Here is a 6,971-nt window from a genome sequence, read left to right on the forward strand (position 1 = left end):
CCAGTCTGCGCTCAAGCCTATGCGTGAGCTTAGCGAGCGCGGGACGCTAATGACGGGCACGGGAAGTGGTCCATCGACGCCTAGCAGCTTTCCACTCTGCGAAAGATCTGCGGCGAGCTAGTCATTCAAATGCGGTATGGAAAATTTGGCATCTGCAGCGGCAATCCCGGCGAAACGAGTTGCAGCGATGACCATTCGCGGCCTCTTTCAGCGTCGGGACCACCGTGGAGGGTCATTGTCCTGATTTTCGCAATGTCCGCCGAGGAGCTTTTCGCTCATCTGGCAACGATTGATACAGCGAATCCCCGTCGGCAGGTTGGTTGATGCAAATTTGCTTGTCGACCATTGTCGCGTCCCTTTGGTGCCGCGGCATCGAGGTCGGTGACGAGTAACTCAACGAGACTTAGTCGCCGACGAGTACTGCATGGTAATTTCCGTGACACAAGCAAGCAGCGTGGCCGCCTCAACCGATCGCGAAAAATAATAGAAAGTCTGGGCTCTCCGCCGCGTTTTGGCGACGCCGGCCTGTTTCAGCACTCGTAGATGTTGCAAAGCAGCACCTTCGGTGATGCCGATGATCTCTTGGAAGTCGACGGCGGTCCGCTCCCTCTCAAGCATCAGTTCCGTCATATAGTATCGGATCGGGTGACTGAGCGTACGCAAAAGTAGGTCCGCCTTTTGCAAATCAAACGGCAAGATCACATTGAATGCATCACTGTCAGATTTTCCCATAGATTATCTCCCCCCTGGACACTACTGGCACTAGAAGAATATTGTAAATGGTTAATCGGATATCCGGCTAAAAGCGTGCAGGTCCGGAGAGAGGCAATCTTGCCAAGGCAGCGCCTCACTATGAGTTACTGGAGCGGGCAGCGCCACGATCTCGATGCGCTGCGCTTTTTATGCTTCTTAAGCACTAGCCCTACAAGAACGATAGGCAGTCATCGTAAGCGGCCGAGAATGCCAGCGAGCACGCTCTTGCCGTTTGCCTCGTTACCGTAGGACCAGTTGGTCCATGAATCGCCATCGGGTCTGCTTCAGAAGGCCCCGAACTCAATGTTGCTTCAGACACTCGTCGATGATCTGGGTCGCTAGCCCTCCGAACTTGTCGGTGAGCTCGTCACGGACGAAATCGGGCGGTTCTTCCGGGTGTGCGTAGCGGGAAGTAGGACTTCGATCAGAAAGCTTATCGATGGACACTCGCTTGAAGGGTCGGCGTACTCACTCGCCAAGGCAGTTTGTTTGTCATGATCAACGGCTGGCCGGTTTCGTCGAAGATAGAGCAGGCAACAGGATGAGCAGGAGGTAGGCGGATGGGATAGCAATGTTATGGGACATGAGAGGTTTTCCTTCGACGAAAGGAAGCCCCGTCATCCGAGCTTTGTTCCAGTACGCTTTGGGACGTGCAGGGTGAGGGCGCCAGCATGCTTGTGCTGCAGGAGCGTCGTGCGAGGTCAGACACCTGCCTGACGCTCCCGTGCAAGCCGGGAAAGCTCCTCGGCCTCAAGCCGCTCGATCCCGATCATGTGATTGCCAGCTTCGCTCGAGCGGATGAGTTCGTCCACCTTGACTTGCAAGGCCGCCATGTCGCGGTTCTGCGAATGCTGCATGATCAAAAGAACGAACAGCGCCGCGCTCGTGCCGATCATGTTTGAAAGCAGGAACCATTCCGTTGGCAGGCCGAACATCGCGCCAGCCGCGCACCACAGCATTACGAGTGCGAACGCCCCTGCGACCGTGAAACGGTGACCGGCAACCCGAACAACTGCTTCAGACAATGCGAGGAACAACGGTCTCATGCCTCCGAAATGCCCAGACGTCGGGTGGGTTCCACGCGACGTCGTTGCAATGTCGCGGGATCGGCGTAGGCTCCCTCACGTGCATAGACGCTCGTGCAAAGGAGGGTGCGATGTTCCAAGCGTTTGACGGTAGCGGGAAGCAGCCGTTGGGACCGGACGAAGTCTTGATGGTACAGGGCCTGGTGAAAGAATTCTGCGAGGCCAAATCCATTGATTCCGGTTGTCCCGAGGCGCAGGCCGCCGCGAAGGATCTTCTCGGATGGTTTCAGGCTGGCGTCACCGACAAGAACCGTCTTCGCGAACTATTGGCTTCCCGCGACTGATCAGGGCCTCCGACGACGATGCACCACCCGGTCCTGGTCATTACAGGAAGGGCGCTCGTCGGGCTGCAGTCAAGCAACTCGTCCGCTGTCGTTCGGTCAGACGATGACGGCTTAAACTTGCTGACCGCATCAAGGCGACCGCAAGGTCCGCGAAGGAACCAACAAGATAGCTCGCGACGCTCTAGCGGAAGAGCGAAGCTCCGCCAGGCGAAACCGAGCGTCTGCGCGCCGCCCGGTTCAGGCAGAGCAGCAATCCATGTCAGCTCAGTTTGATGTCGGAGAGGTCGACCGACACGACGAGCGGCTCCCGCACGCGCTGCCCGTCCGGTTGGCGCGGGTAGATCCGGCGTTCCGTTGGAAAGACGCAACGCAAAGTCTTCCGACGGCCGTTGGAATGTCCACCTGCCCGGTCTACCCGGAAATTCTGTCGCGCGTTGAAGGGTGTCCCCGCCAGGCTTGTCCATCACAAAAAAAGAAGGTCAGCAACGCTCTTTCAAGCTGCCTTCTGTTCGCCGCTTAGCGAGAAGCGTAGCTAAGGCATCACCAGATTTTGTCAGAGCCCAGTGTCAAACTGCGAGCGAAATCTTGCAACAGAGTTCGCAATTCGGGTACTTGCACCTTTAGAGCAGCGTCCGTGGGATTCATCCATATGACGTCTCGTTTCGCCCGTTCGGAAAAACGCTTCTTACGACGACGGACCTTGATAACATAAACCGACGCCAGCGGCTCGACCTTGCTACCGTCCAAGAGGATCTTCGCGTACCTGAACTCGCCAAAGATCCTGCGCTTGACCTTTCCGATAACGCCGGCTTCCTCCCACGCCTCCCGCTCGGCGACGTCATGCGGGAGGAGGCGGGCGATCGGCCATCCCTTCGGCATCATCCAACGGCCGGTTTCGCGTGCGGTAATCAGCAGCACTTCGGGGCCGTGTCCTGTAGTCGCATGCATATTGCGCCGATCTGCTGATATTCAGCAGCAGGCGCCGTCGGACTATCTGTGGCAACCATCCAATCACCGCCAAGCTTTTGATCCAACCGAGGATGGGTGTGAGAGTTCCCAGGACATTCAGTGGTCATTCAACGCGCTGTCGTCACTGCTGTTACGAGTCTCGATTGCGATACCGTGCAGTTCTTCCACTCGTTTCGACTTTTGTTCGGAAGCGAGGATGACCGCATAGAACGCAGCGCGTGCGATATCCTTTTTCGTGGCTTCGGAATGTCCTGTTCGCACCGCAGAAATCAGCTCTTTTGGCTTCATGCCTGGCCGGGCAGCGATGCCACGGTCTTCGCGATGCTAGCTGTCTCCGCCATGGCTCTCTCCTTCATCAGGTGCCTTCTGCTGCCGGACTTCTACCTGACACCCGGCTGCTGATCGAGTTATTGTTTATGAAAGTTTCTTGACAGTCGGGGGCGGTACAAGGGCGGGGGATGCCATGCCAGCAGTCGTGCAGGAACTTTCGCCGAGCTTCATAGGCGTGTCACTAATTGACGGTACCTTCATTACCTGTTGCTTCGCCAGGGCAGGGCTCGTTGCACCGGCTGAGAACCGTCCAATGGAACGATCGGCCCTTCCAGATCTTATGGTGGCAGCCCCAACAGGAGTTCATCGAATGGATACGGAAAACGACAGGCGCGACCGGGCTTATAAGATCTGGGAGGATGAGGGTCGCCCAGAGGGGAAGCACGACGATCATTGGAAGCGTGCCGGCGAGGCGCAACAAGTCAGCGAAGAAGAGGCGGCAGAGATTATCAGGGCGAACGAGGAAGCCGAACGCGCTTTCAATGACGACGCCTCAAAGGACTCGAATATCCGACCGCCCTCAACCATCAGCCCGGACTGATCAGACGCCAAGGTCGAAAGAGGTTGAGGCTAGGTACATACAATGGATGACGGCGACGACACCTGACGGGGCACAGCCTCCAGCTCTAGCTAGACCCACACATTGGTCCTTGCATTTGTGGAGTTTACATCCATAAATGCAAGGATGATGATTGCGTAGAATTGAATCCAAGCTCTTAGCTCTTCTTGAGGAAAGTCCTGCCGTGGCTTTGCTCGGACCTCGTCAGGTCGGCAAGACAACCTTGGCAATCGGTGTCGGAAAAACCAGGCCGTCTATATATCTCGATCTGGAATCGGAGGCTGACAGGGCCAAGCTTTCGGAACCAGAGCTTTATCTATCGGGCCATGACGACAAGCTGGTCATTCTCGATGAAGTTCATCGCCTCCCAGGCGTGTTTCAGACCCTTCGTGGCCTGATCGATCGAACCCGCCTAGCCGGTCGGCGCGCTGGCCAGTTTTTGCTTCTCGGATCGGCCTCCATCGATCTTCTCAGGCAATCCGGCGTCGCACGTCGGCCGGCGCCGAAATCGATCTCCTCCTGACCCCTGCAGGTGAGAAGCCTTGGGCAGTGGAGATCAAGAGAAATCTTTCGCCAAAACTCGAAAAGGGGTTCTATTTTGCCTGCGAAGAGATCCAGCCGCAGAAGCGCATCGTCGTTTATCCCGGCCAGGAAACCTTCCCCCTCCCCAACGATGTGACGGCCATGTCGCTTCCAGACGCTGTCCGACTTTTGCTTGACCTATAGCCGAAGAGACAGACATCTCGTCCCCGTGCAACACATGCGATGCCAAATCGAATTATGGGACGGCAAGATGTCGGACGGCAGGACCCTTACTGATATCTTGCGCAATTCCGTCGCTGCAGCCTCCATGATACGGGTGACGACCAGAGCCGCGAATTCAAAGTCCCGAGCTCCTTCGGGGCCTGGGAGCCCGCATCAAGCTGGCCAAACGGTTCGACTACGCTACCGATTGTTGTCTTCTTTGCGCGGGAGGCGGTGTAATGCGCCGATTCAAGGTTTGCGGCGGCGGCAACGGACAACTGTTCTACGCCCATGAAAGACCGGCAGAACAGGGTTCTGGAGGTCTTGGGGCGGGGGGACTTATAACGCTTACGACCTCGATAACGTCGTGGAATCGCATTGCGGACGCTAACGTTTTGGCTCGCGCGGTCTTGCAGGATGACCCGCTACAGGCTACAGGGGAAGTGGCTGCGGCTCTGCTTGAACGCGCTTCGCTCATAGCATTCTCGTTGCCAAGCTTATGTGAGTTTGCGTGGGTGCTTTGGCGCGGTGCCAACTTTCAAAAGAAGATGTGGCACAGTCGATCCGCGACCTGCTAGATGCCGGAAACGTTTCGATGAACCGACCTGCAGTTGGGGCTGGATTGGCAGTACTCGAAGCTGGGCCGCGACTTCGCAGACAGCGTCATTGCACATGACGGAGCGTGGTTGGGCGGAGAGACCTTTGTGCTAAGTTCGTCTTCCTCAAGGGTGTCCCGCAAAGCCAATAAGGGCAGGCGAAAAAATGGAGGCTCGCCCGGCGCCTCACAGCGTCCCGCCACGACATGGGCTAGCATGATTGTCTCGTTTCACGGCCGGTCTTCTCCTCAATACCTCATGACCTGAACAGTTTCAGCCGATCACCTCCTGCACAAGAGTAAGCGTTCTCAACCTGTCTAGGAAGTGAACTGCGCGCTTCTCGTCGAGCAAGGACGGGACAAGGGTCTGCCAAACTTCGACAGCGTGTTTGACTTGCCTGCTAATCTCAGCTTCGATCCAATCTTCTTCAAGGCCTAAGAACTTTGCCGCGCGACGGAAGCGGCGAACCGTCACGGTGTTAAAGTTGCTGGTGTTGACGAACTGCAGCGCCATCTGGTCGTCGGGGATGTAGAGCACGGTCGGGACGATGTCGCAGGCTGGCGACAGGCGGATCTCGCCTGGGCTTGGAAACAGAAAGGACCAATTCTTGAGATGGTTATCGCCGTTGCCGATCAATATGTCGGCAACAATGCGACGAAACCCTTCTAGGACATCGGCCCTCCAATCGGTGCTGAACCGTCGGATCATGTTAAGCACCGTCTCTCCAGTGCCCATCGTATATTTGCGCTCGCCAAGCGCGCCAAGGATCTGGGCCATGTCTTCCATGTGGGTACGCAGACCGTCAGCGCCGCGGTCGAAACGATCGACAACAAGCGCTTGGGGGCCAGCCTTTAGGAATTCAGGTCGAATATCCCTTACGTGTTCGACGGACAGCAGCCGGAAATCGGCAGTCGTTACGCCGACTGAGCGGGCAAGCGTCATTCCGGCAAACTCGAGTTCCGGTAAATTGGAAAAACGTTCTGTCGGGACCTTCAGGATACCGTGCGTCGCCCGCCTGTGCCGGCACGGTCAAGCGATCTCCGTCCATCCGGCCGGCAAATTTCAGTTGAACCCCGGCAAGGGAAAATTTCACAGTTCCCTGAGGACGGGGGCGTCAAAACCAGCGACTTGTTCAAGCCTTAGCGGGCCAGCCGATGTTGGTGTCTCAGTTTCGGGTGATTAACATCGCGCCTGGTAAATCCGCACGGAGCCGCGTGAGGAGATCGAACTGGTCATGATCGCCTGGGCCCATTTCGTGTAATAAAAGATCGTGCAAGGCGCCTTCAGGCAATAGGCCGGCGAACCAGGGTGGCAAAGTGCCAATATGCCAATTTTGTCGCCGCGATAGGCAAGCCGTTCCATTGTGCCTTGCTCGCTGGCTGGCTCTAACCAGGAAAGGCTGAGGATCGGACGGCCCATACCGCGAAGATAGGCTTCCTCGACAATAAATGCCGTTTCACCGGCAGCACTGCGGGTGAGCGTGCCAACTCGGACAGCTTTCCCTTGATGAAGCAGATGGACGCCGAGAATTGCCGCGGTCTTGGCCATCAGTGTAAGCGCTGTTTTCAGGCCACGGCTTTGAGTTCGTGCCTTGCGGCATAGGTCCACGGCAGCAGGTCGTCGATTTGGCTATTTGGATGGCCGTTGGCGA

Annotated in this window: 9 protein-coding genes and 2 pseudogenes; 5 read left to right on the forward strand and 6 right to left on the reverse strand. The window is 56.9% G+C overall.

Features of this window, described 5'->3' with window-relative positions; genetic code table 11:
- Positions 1-393: 393 nt before the first annotated feature.
- Positions 394-732 carry an ArsR family transcriptional regulator gene (locus ACQZ5H_RS29080; RefSeq protein ID WP_130279487.1) on the reverse strand — a complete coding sequence of 113 codons (339 nt, stop codon included), beginning with the start codon at positions 730-732 and terminating at the stop codon, positions 394-396.
- A 722-nt stretch (positions 733-1,454) separates the two neighbouring features.
- On the reverse strand, positions 1,455-1,799 hold the full coding sequence (locus ACQZ5H_RS29085; protein WP_112712701.1) for a low affinity iron permease family protein: 345 nt from the start codon (positions 1,797-1,799) through the stop codon (positions 1,455-1,457).
- 110 nt (positions 1,800-1,909) lie between these two features.
- Here ACQZ5H_RS29085 and ACQZ5H_RS29090 point away from each other — a divergent pair, with 110 nt between their 5' ends.
- A complete protein-coding gene (locus tag ACQZ5H_RS29090; RefSeq protein WP_449099739.1) occupies positions 1,910-2,122 on the forward strand; it encodes an acetyltransferase in 213 nt (70 codons plus the stop codon).
- Positions 2,123-2,662: 540 nt separating this feature from the next.
- On the opposite strand, the gene ACQZ5H_RS29095 is transcribed toward ACQZ5H_RS29090, so the two are convergent.
- Positions 2,663-3,040, reverse strand: a complete 378-nt coding sequence (locus ACQZ5H_RS29095) for an NUDIX hydrolase (RefSeq protein ID WP_449099740.1) — start codon at positions 3,038-3,040, stop codon at positions 2,663-2,665.
- A gap of 147 nt (positions 3,041-3,187) precedes the next feature.
- On the reverse strand, positions 3,188-3,379 hold the full coding sequence (locus ACQZ5H_RS29100; protein WP_449099741.1) for a hypothetical protein: 192 nt from the start codon (positions 3,377-3,379) through the stop codon (positions 3,188-3,190).
- 352 nt (positions 3,380-3,731) lie between these two features.
- Here ACQZ5H_RS29100 and ACQZ5H_RS29105 point away from each other — a divergent pair, with 352 nt between their 5' ends.
- The 4 genes and pseudogenes from ACQZ5H_RS29105 to ACQZ5H_RS29120 form a co-directional block, all read left to right on the forward strand.
- Complete coding sequence (locus ACQZ5H_RS29105; protein WP_130279849.1) at positions 3,732-3,962, forward strand: DUF2934 domain-containing protein; 231 nt, start codon at positions 3,732-3,734, stop codon at positions 3,960-3,962.
- A gap of 202 nt (positions 3,963-4,164) precedes the next feature.
- Positions 4,165-4,503 carry an AAA family ATPase gene (locus tag ACQZ5H_RS29110; protein WP_449099742.1) on the forward strand — a complete coding sequence of 113 codons (339 nt, stop codon included), beginning with the start codon at positions 4,165-4,167 and terminating at the stop codon, positions 4,501-4,503.
- Between the two features lie 26 nt (positions 4,504-4,529).
- The gene (locus ACQZ5H_RS29115; RefSeq protein ID WP_449099743.1) at positions 4,530-4,706 is read left to right on the forward strand and encodes a hypothetical protein; all 177 of its coding nucleotides are present in this window, start codon (positions 4,530-4,532) and stop codon (positions 4,704-4,706) included.
- A gap of 395 nt (positions 4,707-5,101) precedes the next feature.
- Positions 5,102-5,431 (forward strand): annotated as a pseudogene (locus ACQZ5H_RS29120) (PIN domain-containing protein); the annotation flags it as partial.
- Between the two features lie 162 nt (positions 5,432-5,593).
- On the opposite strand, the pseudogene ACQZ5H_RS29125 reads toward ACQZ5H_RS29120, so the two are convergent.
- Together ACQZ5H_RS29125 and ACQZ5H_RS29130 are read right to left on the reverse strand one after the other, a co-directional pair.
- Positions 5,594-6,322: pseudogene (locus tag ACQZ5H_RS29125) on the reverse strand (type II toxin-antitoxin system HipA family toxin); the annotation flags it as partial.
- A gap of 163 nt (positions 6,323-6,485) precedes the next feature.
- Complete coding sequence (locus ACQZ5H_RS29130; RefSeq protein WP_449099744.1) at positions 6,486-6,635, reverse strand: HipA N-terminal domain-containing protein; 150 nt, start codon at positions 6,633-6,635, stop codon at positions 6,486-6,488.
- Positions 6,636-6,971: the final 336 nt, after the last annotated feature.

It is taken from the genome of Rhizobium sp. 21-4511-3d (assembly GCF_053522545.1).